We start from the raw sequence: 20972 nt of genomic DNA, 5'->3' as shown, positions 1-20972 counted from the left end.
CCCTCGAATAGTCCTTGGAATTGGACGATGAAGGCAATTCCGGACGTGAGTTCGTAGTCGGGACGCGTAGCTCGCAACATGGCCAGCTTGTGGTCGGTCGTGAAGAGTACGACTCGTGATGTCCACGGTCTCGATCGGCTGATTGGCGAAATCATTGACCAGTTTCTTGTTGCCAGAGCTTGCCATCCACTAATCCAAAGATTGCGCCCGTCCTCCATACGAGTTTGTTTCCAGCGAGGCGAAAATTACCACACTGAGTGAATCCCAATATCATCGTCCCCTACCGTGCCACACGAGAGCTACGTTCGTGTTACTTCGGTATCGTCCCAGACGTTAACGCCGGGCCGTGAAACAGGATCATCAAGGAGCGGATCGTCGGTTTCGTTCATCCAGTCGTAAACGTGTTGTCTGAGTCGCTGGAGTTCGTCAGTAAAGTCTGGGTCTGGTTTCGCACCTGCTCCTGATGAATCGAACATTCCATCCAATACAGGCGGAGAGAGCGGAACACGACTGGCCGCGAGGTTTTTCTGCTCGTATGAGTCTTCCCGCAGGTCGTACAGTTCCTCCCGCGATCGATCAGTGACATAGAACTCCTCATGGAACTCGCGGCCGGCAGGACTGCAGAATATATCGGCCGGGAGATGGATTCGATGTTGTTTCCAAAAGTTGCGAATGTACTTGAATTCCTTCGTACGGACCACCCTCATAGGCACGTAACGCTCATTCCGGGTCATCTCAGCTCGAACGTATTTACGGGGCGTGTATCCATCCGCTCCGAAGAGATTCCGAAAACTCCGCCCGTCAAGGTTGTCCGAGATGGGTAAGTTGAGTAAGTCAAGCACCGTCGGTAGCACATCAACGTGGCTGGTCAGACTGCTATACCGTTCACCGCCATCTAGAACGCCTGGGAAGCGGGCCACGAACGCCACCTCCAGTCCGGGGTCAAAACCCGTCCCTTTGGCTCTCGGCACTGCGAGTCCGTGGTCTGCGGCGAAAATCACAAGTGTGTTCTCGGCAAGGCCAGTTTCATCCAGTTGGTCGAGAATCTGTCCGACAGCTTTGTCGAGTGAATGAGTGATTAGCGCGTTCAGATTCGCAATGGACTCTCGAACTCTAGATCGGTCTGGGAGGTATGGGAACGGGTTAACATCATCGGGGTCGTAGGAGTCGAACAGATCGTCGTCAAGGGATGGGTTAGGCAAACGTGGACGGGACGTCCACGCCCGGCCTGAGGTGGGGCTCCTCGAAGCCGATAGATGCAAAGAATGGGCCGTTATCGGCATCTTTGGCAGATCAGTCTCAACCATTCCAGCGAGTTCATCAGCAAGCATCTGGTCACGTACTCGGTCATACCTGTGAGACGCATTCTGGCAGAAGTGCTGAACGCCGAAGTGATGCGTCGAGTATCCGGCTGTCGAAAGGTGGTCAGCTATTGTCGCCTCGTCTTCGTTGAGGTCCCATCAGCCCGTTGACGTGCTGGTGCCGGCCGGTATGGAGACTCCCCCGACTCGGACAGCACTGTGGCGCCGTACAGAAGTGGTTCTCAAGAAGGATGCCGTCCTCAGCAAGACTGTCGATGTTGGGCGTTCGTACAGCTCTATCATAACAGCCGAGGTGGCGGCCGAGGTCGTGACAACTCAGCCTGCGGCAATTGGTTTTTCAAGAATGAGAGTGGCGCCATGTCCAACCGATGCACGGAGGTTGACGGAGTCGGCGGTTGGTGCCCACAGAGAGAGCGTAAAGCTCACTAAGAGAAACTAGCCAATCAGGATGTAGACGCCAACCAAAGCAAAGCTTAACGTGATTAGGTTCGTCCCCGGAATAGAGACTGACAGGAGTGAGACAAATCCGATGGTGAACGTTTCGGTTTCAATCGCGAGCACATGACGTTTGCCCGCTTGGATACCTTCCCAAAAGTAACTGATACCGAGCGATTCTTGACGCTCAAGAACAACAGAACACAACCGAGAACCACCTACGGCGACGAACGCGAACATAAACGAAATCGTCCAAAGGCTGACAATCATACCGAAGAACCCAGCGAATATTAACCCAGAGATGAACGGGATAAGTGAGACGGTACACCCAAGACTCACGAGTACGACCGCAATGGATTTCTGACAGTCAGTCGCGTCCCCTGCGCGACAGCGTCTGCATATTTCATACGGCTGGTGTACGCTCCAAGGTAATTACTACTACGATGATTGTCATGGATCGAGGGATCAATCTGTATTGAATTGTGTCTGGTGAGGGTGGGTTACACCAATTGATTCCTGTGTGATTTTTGGGTTCAAAAATGTTTTATTTTCTAATCCGACAATAAACGGTCGAAAGTGACAGTTGACGTTATGACAGATGATTGACCATGGTGTTCGAGGTAGTATCGTTAACTTCTCGTCTGTTGGGGCCGAACTTCCGTTTCCCGGTCAGGATGCCTATGGCGCTTCGAAAGCGGCTATCCTCGCATTCACGACCGTATTGGCAAAAGAGTTGAGTGAATACGGGATTACAGTAAATACACTCAAACCAGGAACAGTCGAAACACCAATGGTTGATACGTGGCTCGAGGAACATGCTGAACAAGCGGAAAAGTCGCCCAATGATATTCTAACTGAGACACTTGATGTTCATATTCTCGACCGCATCGGTCAACCGGAGGAAATTGGTCACGGTACGGTACTCTTACTTTCTTCGGAAGGGAACTGGAGAGTCTATCGCAATAGATGGCGGCTACCTCAAGAGATGAGTAGAGAGGGACGAACAGGAAAAATATAATTTGTAGTCCGCCGCTCCATGTATTCCGATACTACCGGATGTTTGTGGTTGGTTGAATCGGAGCTCGTAAACATATAAATACAAGCCCTCATCAAATAATCCGATTACAGATCCGTCTTAGTACAAAATTTTCGAACTCTTCACTGTCGTTTAATTGAGACGAAAATCCATTCATAATAAGGAGTCAATTCTGGTATGTTGATAATTGTGGTGGCAGTTGGAATTTTCCTTAAGCACCTCGATTAATGTGGCGAGTACGGAGTCAGGTCCATGAATTTGGACAGCCGTCATACTGCTTGATGGGATTGAATACGAAGTGAGTTTTCCAAGATATACTCATTAGTGTACTAGTCCAGTCTTTTTAGTTTCGCTCCCTTCCAATGTCGAATACCTTCAAGTTGTTCTGGGCAGTGCATTTGATGGACCGTTTCAAATGAGAGTGGACCAAATTCGTCCCACGAATCGGATAAGTTTCTCGGCATCGTCGGAATTCATTGTTCGATTGTGCGCACTCATTGACACAGCTATCGTGCTAACGAGACACCAGCATCAGGCTTTGAAACGACCAGCCACAAAATTTGTTATTGAGGAATTGAGTGAAACAATGTCCATTTTTACTTGCAATACAACAGTCTGTTCGAATCCGGTCTACACTATATTCACATTTTTCACTATTGAAAATTACAGACCTATGGTTGTAATTCTGAGGGAGTAGACCACAATCCGTGATGGGACAGATAGTACCCGTCACCGTGTGAGAGTCAATCCGATATTACCGGACTATTCAATGCACAAAATCGAATCTCAAATCAATTAAACACGCATTCTACTCACACCGCAACTGTAATTCCAGAGTTGAGGACCTGTATTTGCCACCCCTACCAAACCGATATTCGTAGTGGAGGAAGACTTTATGACGTTGAACGTGTGTCCGTTAGTATGGCACACGGAGACGTCCGCAAGAGTTCGACACTAGCGACACCTTCAGCGAGGGACCAATCAATGACGTTTAAAGCAGGAATAATCGGAGCAAGTGGCATCGCAGGATTAGGTATTCTTGGGATGGATGACGGAAAGACATTGGTGAAAAGAAGTTCGAAGCTAGCCACACGGGAGGATATGAAGCCGCAGAGAAAACTGAACTATGTGCGATTGTGAATGTGGACGAAGATAAACTTTAAACCTTTGCTGAGGCGTGGGATATCCCTGCAGAACACACGTACACCGACCATGAAGAGATGCTGCGGGAAGAGGAGTTAGACATCGTCTCCGTCTGTACCCTATTATATCTCCACCACGAACACGTCTTGGCTGCTGCACAATCTACTGCAGATTCAGATATCATCTAGTGTGAGAAACCGATCGCTTCGAGCGTCTCAGATAGCGAGGAGATGATCTTCTTCTGTGAGTGAACAGATACCGAATTAGTTGTGAATCACTCGTTTCGATTTACAGAGAAATATTGGACCCTCATCGACCCAATCTTCCGACATCGACGGAAACAGAGTCGTTATTGTTCTTTGGTAGTTCAATCCGGTCCAATTTTCTGCTACGAGACTTACAGCGTTGTACCGGACTTCAGTTAGAAACCAGCTAAAAAATTGTCGCTTTTGTAGCGTAGATTGTTGATGAGCCACAGTGCAGTCTTGAGAATGATTTTGAGCGCTTCTCCATGCAGTTTTCGGAAGTCTTCATGACGGAACTGAAACGGTAGCCGACGAGAGTTCCGACGCAGAACTACAGCGTCTTTGAGTTGGATGACCACGTCTTCAGTTTCATGGAGATCGGAGGCTAAGAAGCTATCCAAGAAGTAATGGACAACAGCGAGCCACAAACCGACGAGACTGAGGTCATGAACGGTATCACCGTCGTAATCGATGATCGTTGGATGGTCAAAGCCTAGCGGATGATATGACGCTCAAAATAATAGTTGTCTGGCCGTCATGGTGAGCCCGCTATCCACAACGATTTTACTGAAAATACTGCTAGTCGAATTACATTAAACTTGCATTTACTGCGAAGTAGCAGCGTACAGTTGGCGGTATTTCGGAATAAGTGCCCATCCCGGTTATTCCGGACCCTTATCCGCCATTGTCGGGAGCTTAATAGGGTGCGAATTGACCGGTGAACGGCAACCACGAACCGGATAATATGACGTCCGGATATACGCGACTTACATCCAAGTAAATTGTGTACCGCTTCTCATTACAACCATATCACTATAATTTGGGGTTGTTTCAATCGTCATATCTAAGAGACAAGAATCGATCGGACGGACTAGAAGACCGCAGTGGGAACGGCTCACAAAAAACGCGATATTAAACAAAATACCCTTCACTCGGCCATCTCCGGCCAAATCAGTTCTAGGATCTGCGTCAGATAGTTATCCGGTTATGACGGATATTGTTCCAGCGTGAGCGATTGACCAACCGCGGTTCGCACAATGTGATTGAGACCTCACAGATCGCGATGTGGTAAATAAGAGACGTATTGCAACTGCGAGTCCATTAGCACAATGCCACAGGGTCCGGAGAGAACGCTCTCGATTGGCTGACTCGCAGAACTTAGCTTGCGATATACGCATTGTCACCTGCTGATACTGGCCCGCAGCCTCCTGAGGCCAGGATTGCAGACAACGCTCTATGAACGGTAAGTTCACGAAAAAGCTCGTGTCGGAACGCCCTCAATCGTTCCTTCCGTTAAGCCCTACAAAACCATCTGTTGTGGGCACTCAGCAGAAATACAGACCCATCGACCTGCTCATGGAGGATGTTGACGTGCTACTCGTCAAATGGGTAAAGTCGAATCCCAAAACCCCGTCGTTGGACGGTGGGGAAGGAATAAATACCGTAACCACAATTGACCTCTTATGCAGGACTTGCAGATTGAGCGGCTTAGAAAAATCTCCGAATGCAACGACGGGGGCCACCAGTTCCCCGCTGTTCGCGGCGAACCGAACAAGTACCGGAAAAGGTCCGATGTTACGAGATCCGAGTGGACCTCACAGTCTGGTTCTATGACGGGTGAGTGTTTAATATGAGTGAGATAGAGGGAGTCTGTCCAATACTCGTCGTTCCATTCACCGACCAGGGCGCAATCGACTTCGATAGCTTCCGCAGGCAAATCCGTACCCTTGCCGAGGGCGGTTGTCACGCCCAGATTCTCTTTGGATTCGCGAGTGAGTTCTATAAACTATCGGATGATGAGCGAAAGGAGTTGATCGAAACAGCCGTCGAGGTCGGCCGCGAGGTTGACTGCCCGATTTGGGCGTCCGTGACGGAACAGTCAACACCTGTCGCTGTAGAGTGGGCGCAGTACTTCGAAGACGTCGGCGTCGACGGGTTGATGCTATTACCACCATACACTGGTGAGACTGACAGGGAGTCGCTTCTAAGACATATGGAAGCGGTAGCCGACGGGGTCGATGTACCGATCTTGATCCAGTACGCCCCTGACGAAGTCGAGACAACGATCAGCCCCGACACATTCGTCGAGTTGTACAATCGAGTGGACAACGTCACGTCGTACAAGATCGAGTGTAATCCACCCGGACCATACATGACGGAGTTACTTGAGCAAACAGACGGTGAAGTCGATCTTCTTGTCGGAAACGCGGGCCAACAGCTCATCGAAGCGATGGATCGCGGCGCGGTCGGCGTCATGCCCGGCGGTGGGATGTCCAACTACTACCTTGACATCTATCAAAGTTATCAGGATGGAGACCGAGAGCGAGCGATGGAACTCCATAACGAGATTCTCCCGATGTTGAACCATATCACACAATCCGGACAAATGTTCATCCACTACGAGAAGCAGATGATGAAGCGGCGCGGAATGCTCGGGACCGACCTGTGCCGCGAGCCGACAGTAGCGCCTGACGCGTATTTCGATGATCTCGTTGACGAGTATTATGCGATGCTCGAAGATCACCTCAACTAATGCAGGTGTCCGTCGCGTCATTCCGGATTGCGCTGCCACCGTAGTCGCCACAGGAGGAGTTCTAACAGCGGTGTAAGGTACCTATTTATTGTAGGCTTCGCATCTACCCGTATGGTGATTACCGATGTCGATCTCTGGACGCTAGACTACGACTCGATCACGAAACAGGCCGGCGGCAATCCCACAGGAGAGTCTCGGCCACAGAACGAAACGTTCTGTGTCGAGATCCGAACGGATACCGGCGACCGCGGGGTGGCCGTGAACCGCGGTGGTGGGGAAAGCGCCTGTAAACTCATTGATGACTACTTCAGGCCTATTCTCGAAGGAAGCGATCCAGCGCGGATCGAGCACCTCTGGCAGGAAATGTACGACGCGCTACCGACGGCTCGCGGCGGGCTTTCGTATATGGCTTTGAGTGGGATTGATCTGTCCCTCTGGGATTTAAAAGGACGCGCGACTGGCCGTCCGGTCTACGACCTCCTCGGTGGGGCAGTCCGGGAGGAATTGCCGTGTTACGTCACAGTGTTCCCAAATACCATGGAGTCCTTGTCAGACGAGGGATTTATTGGGGTGAAAATCCCGACTACAGCGCTCCCCAAAGATGGACGTCGAGGCCTTGACGAACTTGAAAGGAAGGTCGCCAGAGCCCGGGAGTACTTCGGGGAGACGGCGAAAATCATGATCGACTGCTTCATGGAATGGAACAAAGAGTACACAGTTCGAGCCGCTGACCGGCTTCAGAAGTACGATCTGAAGTGGGTTGAAGATCCACTGCCAGCGGGCCATACAATCCAGCAATATCGAGACATTCGCAATGAGGTGAAGCCGATTCAAATCGCCGTCGGCAACGTCGAATTCGGTCATCGGAGTTTTCACCAGCTCGTAAACCAAGGGGCAGCAGACCTGGTTCAACCCGATATCCAGTGGATTGGGGGAATGACCGAAATGAATCGGGTCGGCCACATCGCGAAACCGATGGGAATTCCTGTAATCCCCCACAGGTCGAACATCTACAGCTGTCACTACGCACTTGCCCGCCACGACACGCCATATGTTGAGTATATGTTAGGCCGAGGGACCGAAGTCCAACCGGTACGACCGGCGGCTGACGGCGAGCTGGTGCCCAGTAACGGAACGATTACTGTTCCCACAAAGCCGGGATTTGGGATTGAATTAAATAAGTCAATCCTCAACCGGTTCGTGGACTCGGAGTAACCGAGCATGGAGTTCGCAAACCTTCGTAAAGGGATGTTAGATGAGTACCGTCATTAGGGCTGGGAGAACAAGCGCACCTCGATACCTGCCAGGTGGTCTAAGGTGTCTCTTATACGAGAGAGCTGCGCTTAATATGAAACATAATTCGGTAAATTGGATGATAACTAACAGGCGTACACTAGGGATAGCAATCAGAGAGGCAATTATCAACTTGGATTCCTACGCGAAAAAGTCATCACTTGTAGTCTCGTTGTAGCTGGAGGAACCAACATTGCACACACAGACTCGCTGGATGATTTTACAATCGTTAACCACATTCTCCGTTATTACCGGAAGACATTCGCAACATCCCGTGCGTTCGGTAATCCGTCAACGCCGGCAGACAAACAGAGCGTTGCGGCAACGTCAACTGTACTCACCATCTGGTAGGGGGACGGCCCGCTGGTACCACTATCGGATACAGAAAAAAGAACGGAACGTGAATTCACTCCTCGGTGCTGGTTTTTCGCGTAGTTGGCTTGCGTCCCCGATTGTGTCGTCGTGGTCGCTTGTATTGAGGACGATTCTGATTGTTCAGATCATCGATGGCGGGAAACGTTGAGAGCCGGACTCTACCTTCATTTGGACGAGAGGGTTCCTCGGGAATTGCAGACCGTGACCACTCAAAGCAGATGGTTTTATCTACCCGAATCAATGTTCACTATACATGGCGAAGATTGAGATCAATAATCTCACTAAAGTCTTTGGTAAAAGTGGAGAGCAAATAGTCGCAGTCAGAGACCTTGACCTGACGATTCCCGACGGGGATTTCCTCGTGCTCGTCGGTCCGTCCGGCTGTGGAAAATCGACCACGCTTAGATGCATCGCGGGACTGGAAACCGTGATAGACGGGACCATCACAATCGGGGATCAGGATATTACCGATGCGAAACCAAAAAGCCGCAGTATTGCGATGGTATTCCAGAATTATGCTCTGTATCCGCATATGACGGCCCAGGAAAACATGTCGTTCGGCCTTAAGATGACGACAGACCTTTCTGGTGACGAGATCAGCCGTCGGGTTCAAGATGCTGCCGCGATGCTCGGCATTGAGGAGCTCCTGGGGAAGAAGCCTGGGTCCCTTTCAGGCGGCCAACAACAGCGTGTCGCACTCGGACGAGCGATCGTCCGGGAACCAGAAGCGTTCCTCATGGACGAACCACTGTCGAACTTGGATGCGAAATTGCGGACCCAGATGCGAACGGAACTACAGGACCTACAGCAGAAACTCGGTATCAGCACGATTTACGTTACCCACGACCAGACCGAAGCAATGACGATGGGGAACAAAATCGCGATACTGAACCACGGGAAACTACAGCAACTGGGTACACCGCTCGAGTGTTACTACCAGCCCCAGAATCAATTTGTGGCGGGCTTTATCGGGTCACCAAGTATGAACTTCTTCGACGTTACCTACTCGAACTCGGATGGGCAACCGACGCTGAAGCACGACGGGTTCCAATATTCTCTCTCCAATGAGCTTGCAGAAAAACTCAGTGACGTAAACCAACCTCTGATTCTTGGGATTCGGCCCGAGAGCATCGAGATGACGGACAGTACAGACAAGAATGCATTCCAAGTTGAAGTTTCTGTGGTCGAACCGCTCGGGGAACGCACGCTCGTCTACTTCGACATCGACGATGAAACCTGCATAGCAAGCCTTACAACCGACATCCTTGTTAATCCGGGTGACACACTCAACATCGTATTCCCTGGAGAAAATCTCCACGTCTTCGAGAGTGATACTGGTAAGTCGATCCACAACTCTGAACCACCGTCAGAGGGCAAGCCATTAGTCGGCAGTCCGTCGTAGTGACCCGCTCTCTGTTGGACGAAGGGATAGATTTATGTGATCCCTCGTGTTGCTAATCGATGACGTATGGCAGACCAAGACACAGGTAACGGCCAGAAACGTAGTGGTTTTACACGGCGGCAAATGATGACGGGTGCAGGTGGGGTTGCATTAGCAGGCCTTGCAGGCTGTATTGGTGGCGAGAAGCGCAACGGTGGGGATGATTCAACTCAAGGTAATGTCAGTTGGTCCTGGTGGAACCAGGTCGCAAACTACCCCTTCATCGAGGATATGAACGCTGAGTTCGAGGCGGATCATCCGAACACCTCGGTAAAATACAACGGGATCCCGGGCAGCGTCGACCAATACAATCAAAAAGTAAAAGCCCAGATCGCCGCAGGCGAAGAGTCCGACGTAATGATGCTCACCACGCGCACCTACGCCGAGCTCGCCAGAGAGAAGCAACTGAAGAACCTGAAGCCGCTCGTCAATCAAGACGACGAGATGAAATTGGCCGACTACATCGGTGACTTCTCGGATACCGTCTTCCAACCCGACGAGGACACAGTTTACGGTCTGCCGACTGGTGTTGGTACTTTAGTCATGTACTACAACACCCAGATGTATGCTGATGCTGGCTGGGATGAACCTCCATCGACGTGGGACGAACTTCGGAATGCTCTCACAGACCTAAAAAAGAATGGTGTAGATGTCCCTTACTTCCTCCCGTTCGGTAAGTCGGCCGCACGGATGTTCTGGAACTTCGCCAACCAGAAGGGTCCCGGAATCATGAATGACGACTACACAGAGTGTGTGGTCGCCAACGATGCCAATGTAGAGGCCCTCGAATACACAATCAACCTCCACAACGAGGGCCTCCTCAAATACAGCACAGAAGTTGAGTTGCAGAATTACTCTAGGACGTTCGGTGCTGGCAACACTGCGACAACGATGGGTGGGCCGTGGGTTTACGCCGACTCGGAACGCAACGACAACGAGGACATTGCTGGAACGACGCTCATTCCGTCGAGAACGAAGGGTGGTCCGTCTGGCGGTGTCTACACTTCTAAGGTGTTCAGCATGTCAAACCAGCCGTCCGATGAGCAAACCGCATGGGAACTCGAAAAGTACCTCGCACACGGCAAGGGTGTCGATCACTTCGTCAACGCCGGCACGGGTCTCTCGTATCTCGCTGAAGACGAGGACCATCCTGTTTACGACGAGAAACCTGTCATGAAAGACCACGCAGAGCAGTTGAAGCATGCAAGATTGCTGTACTACGGGCCAAAAACCACAAACATAATTAATAAAATTGTCCCTCAGCTGCAGGCTGCCCAATTGAAAAATAAGGCCCCGAGACAAGCCCTCGAAGATGCACAGAAAGTAATTAACAACGAGGTCCTCGGCTAAGATCGCTCACATCCCTCACGAAGCACGGCGTACAACAAACATCCATTGGACCTCCTTTCTGCCGTATCGCGTTCAGCCCCGATAGCTCATCGGCCGATCTGTAACCAACCAAATCGTACTATATTCTACCAGAGCATCCGTTCCAGTTTGATAAAGGAGGTCAGGGGACTATACCTCGCAGGAACCGTCCTCTACGGGAGCGGACACACCGGTGACTGAGCGGACCGATTAGCGATCAATCTCGATCTGCTTTTCTCCATCGGCAGCGGTGATGGTGATACCATCGCCGCGTCGATATCGAGGTGGATCAGACCAGCGTTCGTCCGTTGGGTTCGTCGATCCGAATACGGCAGTAGCGATCCAGTGTTCGCCCGGGTCGTGCTGACCAGATAAGAGAGGCACAATCGTCCGCTGATTACGGAGATCCGTATTCGGGGTGGGTTCGACGCTATCACCGGTACGGTTCGCCGCAACGTCGACGAGACCGCTGATACCGGCCGAATGACACACAAGCGCTTTCCCATCGTCCTCTGTTTGGGAGAGTAGGTCGTCGTTGAGGGAGATTCCGTATCCGCCTTCTGAACTGGATAGAGAGCGGTTCGTGTCGAGTCTATGCACCCGAACATGCCACGGGGTCATCGGAACGAGCCAGCTCTCGACCTCGACGTCGTCCCAGAGACATCAATGGGAGTAAGCTATTGGTTCTCCACACTCGATTCGACGACATTTTCACGCGACCGTATGTACTCGTTCCCGCCACTCAGGGCAAGCATGTTGTCAGGACCGGCCGACGCCAATCCTCGAACGTCGCTGCTGACCCCGAAGCCGAAGGCATTCGAGCAGGCGAATTTACTGTTCTTGTGTTCGAACCGAGTGTTCTGTCCACCGGCGAGTGCGAACACGTCGCCACCGAGGGACAGGACGCACTCGTCCACATGGCTGCGTAACCCCCTATACCGACGAGTCGTGGGAAGACATCTTCGAGCCGAACATCATCGGAATGTACAATACGCTCGAAGCTGTCCGCGAGGCCGAAGTCGAGTCGTTTGTCTTTCTCTCGACGGATCACGTCATGGGTGGGTACGAAGACGAGTTCGCACCAGACATCTACCAGTCTGGTCACGGACTCGTCGTCGGATACCACGACCCGGTCCAACCCGACTTATTCTACGGTGCCTCGAAGACGTATGGCAATGACATGGGTCGGTACTACGTCGAGAACTACGAGTATCCGAAGCAGTTCTACGCGCTCTGAATCTGCAGCGTTCGGATGCCCGAGTACGACCACCCCTACGGCGATGCTGAGCGTGCCGTCGACGAAGGTGATATCGAACGAGGCAGTCCCAAGTACGAAGAAACTGTCGCACGTATGAAGGCGATGTGGCAGTCCCGCCGAGACTTTGCATACCAGATTGACTGCTGCCTCTAGGACGAATCCGTGGAATTCGGTATTTTCAGTGGCGCGAGCAATAATCAACGCCGGTGGTATGATCTCGAACACGCTCGCTCGCAGATTGGTTACCACCCACAAGACGACGCCGGGACATGGGATAGCCCGCCGGCGTAACGCTTCGCGTTTGAGTTTTCCTGACGCGTCTCTGCCGAGGCAACTGATTCGAGTATAGTTGGCTCGATTTCTTATCAATACTTATGTATGAGTATCCAAAATGATATGAAGGTGTGGATGACTCACCTACAGACAGTAAGTCGAATCAAACATCGTTCATCAGACGAACCGCACTCGGTCTGCTAGCAGAAACCGGGGTCGCGGCACTATCGAACACAGTGCTCGTAAACGAGATAGCCAAATCTCTGAAACTGGGAACGAGCAAGAGGCAGACGATGATAGACGGAGGTGGCACCGAAACGTTGACGCGGACGGGTTTGGGCTATTCAACCTGAACGCGCTGGACGTCGACCACGTCTAGACGTTGGCACCCGACGCAGACGTCAGGCGGGACGACGAAGGAACGTTCCACGCTAATGGAGCGGACGGGAAAATTTCTGTGGACGACAGCCTCGTACCGCTTGTACTGGCAGCTATTGACAGCCCCACCAATGGGCGGACGTGAAACGAGAAGGTACTCATCGTCTCACCCAGTGATATTACGGGTGCGGACGGCAACATCGAACTCCTCAGCTACACCACTCTCGACCCCCGAAGGCGAGTCTGTCCTACCGGTCGTTCGCCCTGTCGATGCTGACCATATTGAGGCCCGGCTGGCGACGTGGACTCGTTCGAGTAGGCAGGCAACGTCTTTCCACGGTAACCATAGGCTCGAACGGGTGCAACTGACGTCACCGATCATCAATTGACAACGGAATCGGTGGCAGATGCGGGTCCACAAGAGCCATCACTGGGCAGCGCTTGGGACTGCAGTTCTGCCCGCGAGCAGTAGATTTTTATCCCACACGTCCGACTGCAAGTTCGATGGTGCAAGAGCTAACGCTAGCAGAAGCCAAGACGATTCTTGACGCGGCTGAGCAACAAGCTGATGACCTCGACGTGAAACTGAATCTCGCGGTTACCAACAGTGAGGGAAACCTTCTCGGCTTCCGTCGGATGGACGGCGCGAAGCTGGTCGCGAGCAATATCGCACAGAACAAAGCGTACACGGCGGCCGCAGTGAAGAAACCCACCCACGAATTAAAAGAAGGAGCCGAACCAGGCGGCGACGTCTACGGGCTTCACACGACAGATAACGGGTGCGTGGTGGTGTTCGGTGGCGGATTTCCCGTTGAACACAACGGCACTGTCGTCGGTGCGGTCGGCGCGAGCGGTGGGGCAGTTTCTGAGGACATGGAGGCCTCGCGAGCAGGGCTCGAAGCGTTCGAGTCGCTGCGGTAAGACTTCGTCCAGAGATTCACCGACTCAGGCACGCCCCTCGTAATCGATGTTTCGGTCCCGTTCTCAGAAGCGGACGAACCCTGAGGTCGGTCCGCGCCGCGTAGAGGCTCCCCGTCAGATCCGTGATGAAGAGCGTCGAGCGGTCCGGTCCACCGAACGTGCAGTTCGCCAGTCGATTTCTGTGCCATAGGGTATACCCGGCCATGTAGAGACGTCATTCGTCCGGCGAAAGAAAGATGCCATTTTGGCGATCCATTTCATCGTTCAGGTGAACAAATCGCCATTTGGTGTCGGTTCGTTCGGCACGGTAGACCGAATCGTGACCGAGAAAGCCCCGGTCCTTGTCGTCGGGGTCGGTGAACCAGATGCCGCCGTCGCGGTTGATTTCTAGGTCATCCGGACTGTTGAGTGGAGCTCCTTCAAACCAATCTACGACGGAGGCGTCTGTTCACGGTTCCAACGCGGCGATTCGATGGGCGTCCGCCTTGCAGGCTTACAGGTTTTCGTCCAATCCCTTGTGGGATCCAACCGCTGGTGCGGTTGGATCGAGATAGATGCTCGTCTCGTCCACTTTGGGGTCGTATTCGAGAGCTTGATTTGCCTCGATTTCGGTGAAACGGACCACACCGTTTGCCCAGATTGGGCCTTCGGTCGCCTCACAAGGGCCAGCGACCCACTCAAACTCTCATGACATCGTTCGCATGTCTGTTCGTATGCACATAACGGTTCATCCATGTGAGTGGGAATGGACCACTCTTATGTTACGTACAATTGATGCGGTTGCTATGAGCCAGACATGTTACTGCCCGCTAATTCTAAACTATCTAGCTACGATGAGGCAGAAATATCGGGGATTGGGATGACTAACTCGACATCGTAATAGAGTCAACGCTCACGTAGCATATTGTTGATTTCAGAGAGTGGCTTAGACAGCGTGCTTGAGTGCTCCTCGACCGGGCATTCTGAAGAGTTTGCTGCGTACCTGAAAGGCGCGAAAATGCTGTATCAACTTGTCCTTCGAGACGCCTCGATGCGGTGAGAGCTACCGTCACGCCAGCGGACCTGTTCCAGTAGGTCCGCTGCGAGCGATTCCGAACCAAATACATTGACCTGAATCATTCGTGTCGGACATCCTAGCGCGGTGTCATTGCCCTCTTCTATTTGCGAGCAACATCTGAATTATATCAAAATTCTGCTAAAATAGCACTGATTATTACGCTCTGGCTATCTCAGGTGCTCGACGAACGCCAGTTCGACATAGATGACCGACGGTCAGTGGTCTGCGACACCGAGTCGAGAGCCGTCATCTGTATGGACCGCCATCCGGTATAATCGGAAGGAAAGTTTAGAGGGATACCACGAGCTATTCAAAATTACAATATTAGTGCTGTAATTCCTAGCCCGGTTTTGTCTGTCTCTCCAATCCGTAATAATGACCTCCAATGGGACGAGGCCCCTTTCCGCCCGAGTCGGATTGGACGTTCTAGATGAACGGACGCAGACCACCGATAAATCAACTGCCCAACTGTGAAGATGTATCAGAATTCAACTCCGGCAATGTCGGAAAGGTTCTTTTACACAGCGACGGAAGACTTAGTAAGATATCCGAAGACGGGGATGGTATGATTGATGCCCATACTCACGACTGGGGTGCTGCCAGTAGAGTACATCCATGGGTGAACGGACCGCTGTTCGACCTCGTCGATTCGTTCAACCTCACACTGTGTACACAGCTGAACGACTCTTGGAGGAAATGAGATCGCAACAGCATCGACGAAGCAGTCGTTGTCAGCTACCCAACCTATGAGTGGACGAACGACTAGCACACACTACGGGTGGCTGCGGAGTACGACCACCTCTAGGGGGTAGCGATGCTCGACCCATTCGTCGTCGACATGGCCGAGCAACTCCGCCAGTGTATGTAGATAGACGGTGGGCTCGGGTTCCGCCTCGGAATGGCCTGTCCGTACGACCAAATGTGGGAAACGTTCGATCCAACGGTGAACTGGCTTCGCAGGACTATCGAGATCGGAGTTCTGGGAGGCCTCCATCGAGACGGATGCAGTCGTGCAAATCTTCTGTGACCACGGTTAGCTCGATTAGCTCTCGAGCTCGTCGAGACGTACCCAGAACTCATCTATCTATTCGATTACGTCGCACATGGGGGGTCCAGAAACACCGACCGATGAGGAGACGTTCGCACGGACCAGCGGCCTCACGGAATTCGACGGTGTCGCAGTGAAAGTCTCGGAGATGACTCACATGTCCAAAACCACGTCCCGTGCGAGGACATGCACGACCGCGTCCGGTGGTACGTCGACACGTCTGGGTGCGAATGCGTCGTCTGAGGATCCGATTTTCCGAATGTGAGCGACGAGGCCAGTTACCCCGAAGCTTGTCACTGGCCTCGTCACGTCGACATCCTCTCGTAGCGAAACATAGACTGGATAACCGGAAACTCATTCTCCCGACACATTGGGCTTGATTGAGCCGGAAACTGCTGGTGGCGCGCACATTCTATGATCACCCAAGATTATTAACGAAGGGTCGACAACCTTAAAACGAGTCGAGTATCTTAGACTCTGCTAACAACTATGAAAGCAATCGTACAAACTGGACCCGGACAGGTGGAAACACAGGAACGGGAGGCGCCGACTCCCGATTCGGACGAAGTGTTGATTGAAGTCCACACAGCCGGTCTCTGTGGAAGCGACGCACACGCGTACAAATACGACGGTGGATATGAGTGGATTCCAATTCCGCGTGTCATGGGACACGAGTACTCCGGCGAAGTCGTCGAAGTCGGTGCTGAAGTCGACAAGTTCGCTATCGGAGACAAGATAATTGAAGAACCCATTCATAATTGTGGACAATGCTTCCAGTGTAAGAACGGGCAGCCGAACGTTTGTCAGAACTTTTCTATCACGGGAATGCACCGTGACGGGGCATACACTCAGTACGTCGCAGTCGAACCGCAGCACGTCCATGCTGTCCCGGACTCCGTTCCGCTCCGTCACGCGGCCATTACGGAACCCACGAGTATCGCCACACGGGCCGTACTCAGTCAGTCCAAGACGACACCGGGCGACAACGTTCTTGTCGAGGGTCCCGGACCGATTGGTGTTTTAGTCGCCGCGGTGGCAGACTCGCTCGGTGCGAACGTAGTTGTTTCCGGGTTAACACGAGACACTGGGTACAGACTTCCGCTCATCGAGGATCTCGGTATCGAGACAGTCGACGTCCAATCTGGCAACAGACTCGAAGAGCGAGTCGACTCGTTCACTGATGGAATCGGATTCGACGTCGTCTTCGACTCGACCGGTCATCACACGGGCATCTCTACCGGTGTCGAACACGTCCGCAAAGGCGGTCAGATCGTCGTTGTTGGAATCCCGAACGACACCAGTAAGGTTAGTCTCACTTCTGTTGTCCGTGGCGAAGTCGAAATGAACATGTCCTATGGATCGACCTGGACCAACTTCGAGCAGGCGCTCCGCCTGATGAAGCGTGGGGAAATCGCTGTGGACAAGATTCTAGACACGTCGTACAGCGTCAACGACCCTGCGATGGCGTTCGAGGCGTTCTTGAACTCGGAGACGTGCAAGCCAGTGTTTCGCTTCGCGGAGTGAACGGTTTTTCGATCTACTAACGGGTACCTGACTTTGAGAGCAGTAATACAGGTCTGCTTCCGTCGTCCAGTGCTATCTCCTGCTCTTTAGGTTATCAAACCGCTGCTATAGTTGGACAGCCATGAAACTCGTTTGTCTCCGACATCAAAGATGTTTGGTTCTTCTGAGCACTGATCAAACAGAAAGAGCAGCGTGATTACGGGACTGCACTCTCTCCATTGTCGCCCGCCCAACCAGCTCGGACCTGTCCGGCAATAACGGAAACTCTTTTTCATAGATGTATGCTATTGTCCCACTACGAAAGCCATTGTCCCAATCAGGGCGGAGAAAAGAACGGTGGATATCGTCGAAACGCTTCGCGAACTCAACGGAGCTGGGGTACCTGAAGTGGATAACCAGCTAGACATACCGACAAGTACGGTTCACAACCACCTTCGGACGCTCACACGGGAGGAGTGCCCTGTCAAAAAGGGAAGTACCCACTACGTTAGCACCCAGTCCTCGTGCTAGGGTGACCGAACACAGTCTCGAGAGAAGTATTCAGAATTGTACGATGTGAAATCAACAAGCTGGCTACGGAGACTGGTGAGCATTCGAACCTCATGATCTAGGAACACGGCCTTGTGTTTCTTTACAAGGAACGTGGTCCGGATGCTGTCCAACTAGATATACATGCAGGTATGCATGTCCAGTTGCAGACGACAGTACTCAGGAAGACGATTACAGCGCATCGAGCACAGAATGAGGTCGAAGAAATAGTCGAGCGCCACAGACTGCCGAAGGTGACTGAGAGTACGATTTCGACCAGAGAGGAACTGTTCAGCGTCCTCGACGAAGTGGCAGACTGTGAACATGCCTTCGACAACGAAGAGCGGGTTCAGGGGATGTGATGTATCGCAGCGCCCATGAAGAACGAGGCGGGCCGTGCGATTGCACTAGTGAATGTCTCGGGTCCCAAGAGCCGAATGAATAAGCAACGGTTCACCGGGGAATTCCCTAAGTTAGTCCTCCGGGATGCGAACGTGATTGAAGTCAATCTCACCTATTCGTAGGCACGAAGTGAGATCGGCTACTAATTCTCGACAGAACTGGCACACCCCACGGGCGACGAAATCTGACGAGGAGTCACACTGAGTCGCCTTTCCCATGGAGCGCACTAGTTGTACATGATTAATCCCCACCCATCTATAGTAGATTCAACACATTCATCCGGTCTATACTCTCATCTCAAGCGACACTGCCTGGTTGAGGGAGTTTGAGAAGCGAGAAGACTGTAGTGAGTGGTATCTATGTAACTCAAAGATCTGCTTACAGAGAGGTTAGACGTGGGGTCTCAAGACATTTGGGCGAATGGGATAGGGCTAGCCTTTCACTCCCGTCATTGTCATCCCCCTGATGAAGTACTTCTGTAGCGCAATGAATAGGAGGAGAAGCGGCAGCACCAAGATCAGCGTGATTGCCATAAGCATACCCCAGTCAGTGAAGTAGTTCGTTTGGGCAGTATAAAGGGCGGCGGGCAAGGTGTACATCTCGGTATCCGACATGAGGATAAAGGGCCAGGTGAAGTTATTCCAGAAGCCCATGAACACGATTATGCCGACCGACGCGACCGCCGGCTTGGCCATCGGCAGATAAATTTTGTAGAACACCTGCAGTTTATTGCACCCGTCAATGAGCGCCGCGTCCCCGAGAGAGGAGGGCAAGCCCTTGAAATACTGACGGAACACGAAGATACCGAACGGTTTGGCAATAAACGGGAGCATCAGCCCCGCATGCGTATTGAGGAGTCCGAACTCGGCGATAAGGAGGTACATCGGGATCAGCGTGATCATTCCGGGAATCATCATCGTGGCGATGAAGAGGAGGAAAATCTTATCGCGGCCGATGAACTCGATCTTGGCGAGCGAGTAGCCAGCCAAGCTGTCGAAGATCAGGTTGAACCCAGTGACTGCGAGCCCGACGACGACGGAATTAAAGAACCAATTGAATATGGGGATTCTGTCGCGTAGCTCCCACAGCTTGAGGAAGTTATCGAGTGTGAAATTACGCGGGTAGAAGACGATATCACTAGCGACAGGCGCTTCGGAAAGTGACGTCGTGATTACCCACCAGATTGGTAGTACCATCCACAACGCTCCCGCGAGGACAACGATATATATCAGTGATCGTTTGACCCAGTAGGACGCGCCGCCGGTATCGTAGCCGGGGTAGTTTGTGTTCGATCGGGCCATGTTAGTACCCCGCCTCCTCATTATTATCGCGCAACCGGTACTGATAGTAGCTAAACGCGAAGATCATCAAGAATAGACACACTGCCATTGCGCTGCCGACACCCATCTGGCCCTCCTCAAATGCTCGCTTATAAATGAGTACGACGATGGTAGTTGTCGCATAGTATGGACCGCCATTTTCGGAGAAGACGTACGCGTAGGCGAACACTTGAAACGATTTAATGACAGCGAGAACGAGTACGAAGAATGTGATACTACTCAAATTCGGCCAAGTGATCCGTCGGAACCGTTGCCAAGCGTTTGCCCCATCCAGCCGCGCTGATTCGTAGAGTTCATCAGGGATATTCTGGAGTCCAGCGAGGTAGAAGATCATGTTGAATCCAATTCCGGCCCAGATAGCGATAGTCATCACGCCGAAAAGTGCAGTGTCAGTTGAACCCGCCCAGTTGTACGCCAGACCGACTGGTTCGAGAAAATAGTTCAATATCCCTGACCCCGAAAAGACCCAGCGCCAGATAATCGCACTCGCGGCACCACTAAGCATGACGGGCATGAAGTAAATAGCGCGGAAGGTCTTTTTTGCCCGAATTCCCTTGTCAAACAACAGTGCAGCGCCGAGACCTCCAAATACTGAAAGCGGAACCGTCCCTATGGCGTAAACCAACGTGTTCTTTACGGACCACCACCAGAGATTTGCATCCGGCGTCCGCAACGCCGCCCAGTTGTTTTCCCATGGCAATGGCGTGAATATAGTAACGTAATTATCGAGTCCGACCCAGCTCGGAGTACCCAGGATACTCCATTCAGTGAAAGATATGTAAAACGCAAATAGCACAGGAGTGAGCATAAATGCACTGAAGACGACAACGTTCGGAACTAGAAAGAGCATTCCGATTAAATTGTCCTGTGATCGTCTGATTCCAATAACTTCCTTCATCCAGTCCAAGGACCTCCATTCTGAGGTATCCTCAGTACTCGTAGCCATGGGGGTAATGACCGTACTGATGTTAATAAAGTTATCCCTTTTATTCGTCGTATTTCACTACACGGGCGTAGGACCATGCCCTATTCCCCGAAGCTTGGAATACAGC

17 protein-coding genes and 7 pseudogenes are annotated in these 20972 nt (G+C 52.1%); 14 read left to right on the top strand and 10 right to left on the bottom strand.

What is annotated here, in order from left to right:
- Positions 1 to 299: 299 nt before the first annotated feature.
- The 3 genes from MW898_RS21690 to MW898_RS21680 all read right to left on the bottom strand — a co-directional run bounded on the left by MW898_RS21690 (position 300) and on the right by MW898_RS21680 (position 2027).
- On the bottom strand, positions 300 to 1202 hold the full coding sequence (locus MW898_RS21690; RefSeq protein ID WP_248910374.1) for a sulfatase-like hydrolase/transferase: 903 nt from the start codon (positions 1200 to 1202) through the stop codon (positions 300 to 302).
- A gap of 223 nt (positions 1203 to 1425) precedes the next feature.
- Positions 1426 to 1578 carry a sulfatase-like hydrolase/transferase gene (locus MW898_RS21685; protein ID WP_248910581.1) on the bottom strand — a complete coding sequence of 51 codons (153 nt, stop codon included), beginning with the start codon at positions 1576 to 1578 and terminating at the stop codon, positions 1426 to 1428.
- Positions 1579 to 1757: 179 nt separating this feature from the next.
- Positions 1758 to 2027: a hypothetical protein gene (locus MW898_RS21680; RefSeq protein WP_248910373.1), complete on the bottom strand. Its 270-nt coding sequence runs from the start codon at positions 2025 to 2027 to the stop codon at positions 1758 to 1760.
- A gap of 343 nt (positions 2028 to 2370) precedes the next feature.
- Between MW898_RS21680 and MW898_RS21675 the strand changes: the two are divergent.
- From MW898_RS21675 to MW898_RS21650, 6 genes and pseudogenes are all read left to right on the top strand, one after another.
- Positions 2371 to 2746 (top strand): annotated as a pseudogene (locus MW898_RS21675) (SDR family NAD(P)-dependent oxidoreductase); the annotation flags it as partial.
- 1031 nt (positions 2747 to 3777) lie between these two features.
- A pseudogene (locus tag MW898_RS26320) lies at positions 3778 to 4253 on the top strand (Gfo/Idh/MocA family protein); the annotation flags it as partial.
- A 1558-nt stretch (positions 4254 to 5811) separates the two neighbouring features.
- Positions 5812 to 6714, top strand: a complete 903-nt coding sequence (locus MW898_RS21665) for a dihydrodipicolinate synthase family protein (RefSeq protein ID WP_248910371.1) — start codon at positions 5812 to 5814, stop codon at positions 6712 to 6714.
- 111 nt (positions 6715 to 6825) lie between these two features.
- Positions 6826 to 7929 (top strand): enolase C-terminal domain-like protein, encoded by a 1104-nt coding sequence (locus MW898_RS21660; RefSeq protein ID WP_248910370.1) that lies wholly within the window; start codon positions 6826 to 6828, stop codon positions 7927 to 7929.
- 706 nt (positions 7930 to 8635) lie between these two features.
- Positions 8636 to 9784: an ABC transporter ATP-binding protein gene (locus tag MW898_RS21655; protein ID WP_248910369.1), complete on the top strand. Its 1149-nt coding sequence runs from the start codon at positions 8636 to 8638 to the stop codon at positions 9782 to 9784.
- A gap of 66 nt (positions 9785 to 9850) precedes the next feature.
- Entirely contained in the window at positions 9851 to 11173 is a 1323-nt protein-coding gene (locus tag MW898_RS21650; protein WP_248910368.1) for an ABC transporter substrate-binding protein, read from the top strand.
- Between the two features lie 228 nt (positions 11174 to 11401).
- Here MW898_RS21650 and MW898_RS21645 read toward each other — a convergent pair.
- Both MW898_RS21645 and MW898_RS26315 read right to left on the bottom strand, forming a co-directional pair.
- A pseudogene (locus MW898_RS21645) lies at positions 11402 to 11836 on the bottom strand (DUF2264 C-terminal domain-containing protein); the annotation flags it as partial.
- Positions 11837 to 11868: 32 nt separating this feature from the next.
- Positions 11869 to 12075, bottom strand: a complete 207-nt coding sequence (locus MW898_RS26315) for a DUF2264 C-terminal domain-containing protein (protein WP_368409218.1) — start codon at positions 12073 to 12075, stop codon at positions 11869 to 11871.
- 3 nt (positions 12076 to 12078) lie between these two features.
- On the opposite strand from MW898_RS26315, the pseudogene MW898_RS26310 reads away from it, so the two are divergent.
- The 4 genes and pseudogenes from MW898_RS26310 to MW898_RS21615 form a co-directional block, all read left to right on the top strand.
- A pseudogene (locus MW898_RS26310) lies at positions 12079 to 12740 on the top strand (NAD-dependent epimerase/dehydratase family protein); the annotation flags it as partial.
- Between the two features lie 113 nt (positions 12741 to 12853).
- A complete protein-coding gene (locus tag MW898_RS21625) occupies positions 12854 to 13075 on the top strand; it encodes a hypothetical protein (protein ID WP_248910363.1) in 222 nt (73 codons plus the stop codon).
- A 210-nt stretch (positions 13076 to 13285) separates the two neighbouring features.
- The gene (locus MW898_RS21620) at positions 13286 to 13489 is read left to right on the top strand and encodes a hypothetical protein (RefSeq protein WP_248910362.1); all 204 of its coding nucleotides are present in this window, start codon (positions 13286 to 13288) and stop codon (positions 13487 to 13489) included.
- 115 nt (positions 13490 to 13604) lie between these two features.
- On the top strand, positions 13605 to 14021 hold the full coding sequence (locus MW898_RS21615; protein WP_248910361.1) for a GlcG/HbpS family heme-binding protein: 417 nt from the start codon (positions 13605 to 13607) through the stop codon (positions 14019 to 14021).
- Between the two features lie 16 nt (positions 14022 to 14037).
- Here the strand turns inward: MW898_RS21615 and MW898_RS21610 are convergent, their stop codons facing one another.
- The gene (locus MW898_RS21610) at positions 14038 to 14226 is read right to left on the bottom strand and encodes a hypothetical protein (protein WP_248910360.1); all 189 of its coding nucleotides are present in this window, start codon (positions 14224 to 14226) and stop codon (positions 14038 to 14040) included.
- Positions 14227 to 14289: 63 nt separating this feature from the next.
- Here MW898_RS21610 and MW898_RS25770 point away from each other — a divergent pair, with 63 nt between their 5' ends.
- On the top strand, positions 14290 to 14412 hold the full coding sequence (locus MW898_RS25770) for a hypothetical protein (RefSeq protein WP_277999969.1): 123 nt from the start codon (positions 14290 to 14292) through the stop codon (positions 14410 to 14412).
- A 102-nt stretch (positions 14413 to 14514) separates the two neighbouring features.
- On the opposite strand, the gene MW898_RS25765 is transcribed toward MW898_RS25770, so the two are convergent.
- Both MW898_RS25765 and MW898_RS21605 read right to left on the bottom strand, forming a co-directional pair.
- A complete protein-coding gene (locus MW898_RS25765; protein WP_264556745.1) occupies positions 14515 to 14646 on the bottom strand; it encodes a hypothetical protein in 132 nt (43 codons plus the stop codon).
- 300 nt (positions 14647 to 14946) lie between these two features.
- Positions 14947 to 15063, bottom strand: a pseudogene (locus MW898_RS21605) (IS1595 family transposase); the annotation flags it as partial.
- Between the two features lie 580 nt (positions 15064 to 15643).
- Between MW898_RS21605 and MW898_RS26305 the strand changes: the two are divergent.
- The 3 genes and pseudogenes from MW898_RS26305 (at position 15644) to MW898_RS26300 (ending at position 18702) form a co-directional block, all read left to right on the top strand.
- Positions 15644 to 16453 (top strand): annotated as a pseudogene (locus MW898_RS26305) (amidohydrolase family protein).
- Positions 16454 to 16615: 162 nt separating this feature from the next.
- On the top strand, positions 16616 to 17650 hold the full coding sequence (locus tag MW898_RS21595) for a zinc-dependent alcohol dehydrogenase (protein WP_248910359.1): 1035 nt from the start codon (positions 16616 to 16618) through the stop codon (positions 17648 to 17650).
- Between the two features lie 306 nt (positions 17651 to 17956).
- Positions 17957 to 18702: pseudogene (locus MW898_RS26300) on the top strand (IclR family transcriptional regulator).
- Positions 18703 to 19011: 309 nt separating this feature from the next.
- On the opposite strand, the gene MW898_RS21580 reads toward MW898_RS26300, so the two are convergent.
- Together MW898_RS21580 and MW898_RS21575 are read right to left on the bottom strand one after the other, a co-directional pair.
- Entirely contained in the window at positions 19012 to 19902 is an 891-nt protein-coding gene (locus MW898_RS21580; RefSeq protein ID WP_248910358.1) for a carbohydrate ABC transporter permease, read from the bottom strand.
- Entirely contained in the window at positions 19883 to 20818 is a 936-nt protein-coding gene (locus tag MW898_RS21575; RefSeq protein WP_248910357.1) for a carbohydrate ABC transporter permease, read from the bottom strand. The genes MW898_RS21580 and MW898_RS21575 overlap by 20 nt, the downstream gene beginning before the upstream one ends.
- Positions 20819 to 20972: the final 154 nt, after the last annotated feature.

The sequence above is a fragment of the Halocatena marina genome (genome assembly GCF_023276375.1).
GTDB classification, from domain to species: Archaea; Halobacteriota; Halobacteria; order Halobacteriales; family Haloarculaceae; genus Halocatena; species Halocatena marina.
This window is presented reverse-complemented; position numbering and strand designations above follow the sequence as displayed.